A 929-nucleotide genomic window follows, 5' to 3' on the forward strand; every position below is an offset into this window, starting at 1 on the left:
CGTCCCACCCCGCACGCCCGGCGAACACCCCGCTCCCCCCGAGGCGCCCTCTGACTCCGCGCCCGGCCCGTCCGACTCCTCCTTCCACAGCACCGTCACGGTCCCGGTGACATGGTTGCCCAGACGGTTGCGCCCGGTGACGCTGACCACCGCTGTGCCCTCGGCCACCTCGGCGACCCGGCCGGTGAGGGTCATGGTGTCGCCGGGGTGGTTGGGCGCCCCCAGCCTGATGGCCAGCCCGCGCAGCTCGGCGCCGGGCCCGGCCCAGTCGGTGATGTACCGGCCGACGAGACCGCCGGTGGTCAGGATGTTCATGAAGATGTCGGGCGCCCCCTTGGCCCGGGCGGCCTCCGCGTCATGATGCACGTCCTGGTAGTCCCGGGAGGCGATCGCCCCGGCCACGATCAGCGTCCGGGTCACCGGTATCGCCAGCCGCGGCAGTTCGTCACCGACGCGCGGCGGATTCACCACCCTCACCTCCCGTGACCCGCCCCGTGTCGGAGGGCTCCGCCCGGAAGACCGGCAGCTCGTACTCCGCGTCCACCCGCAGGAACTCCAGCTCCACCGGCATACCGATGCGCACCCGGTCGTACGGCACCCCCACGATGCCACTGATCATCCGTACTCCCTCCGCGAGTTCGATCAGCCCGACCGCGTACGGCGGGTCGAACGCCGGGAAGGGAGGGTGGTGCATCACCACATAGCTGAACACCGTGCCCCGTCCGGACGCCCGCACCGTGGCCCACTCCAACCCACCGCATCCGTTGCACCCCGGCAACCAGGGGAAACGGAGCGTCCCGCAGTCCGTACAGCGCTGGATGAGCAACTCGTGCCGAGCGACGCCCGCCCAGAATCCGGCGTTGTCCCGGTTGACCACCGGCCGTGGCCGCCGCATGCCCGACGCCCCCGCCTCCGGTACGTCCCCTCCC

The 929-nt window shown here is 72.0% G+C and carries 2 protein-coding genes; both read right to left on the reverse strand.

Annotated features, from left to right (window positions below; genetic code table 11):
• Positions 1-471 (reverse strand): MaoC family dehydratase (locus E4099_RS32420; protein WP_135342649.1); only part of this gene is annotated, 471 nt, incomplete at its 3' end.
• Positions 446-929, reverse strand: a 484-nt coding sequence (locus E4099_RS32425) for a Zn-ribbon domain-containing OB-fold protein (protein WP_209446830.1), incomplete at its 5' end; no start/stop codon positions are given. The genes E4099_RS32420 and E4099_RS32425, both read right to left, overlap by 26 nt.

Source organism: Streptomyces palmae (genome assembly GCF_004684805.1).
GTDB classification, from domain to species: Bacteria; Actinomycetota; Actinomycetes; order Streptomycetales; family Streptomycetaceae; genus Streptomyces; species Streptomyces palmae.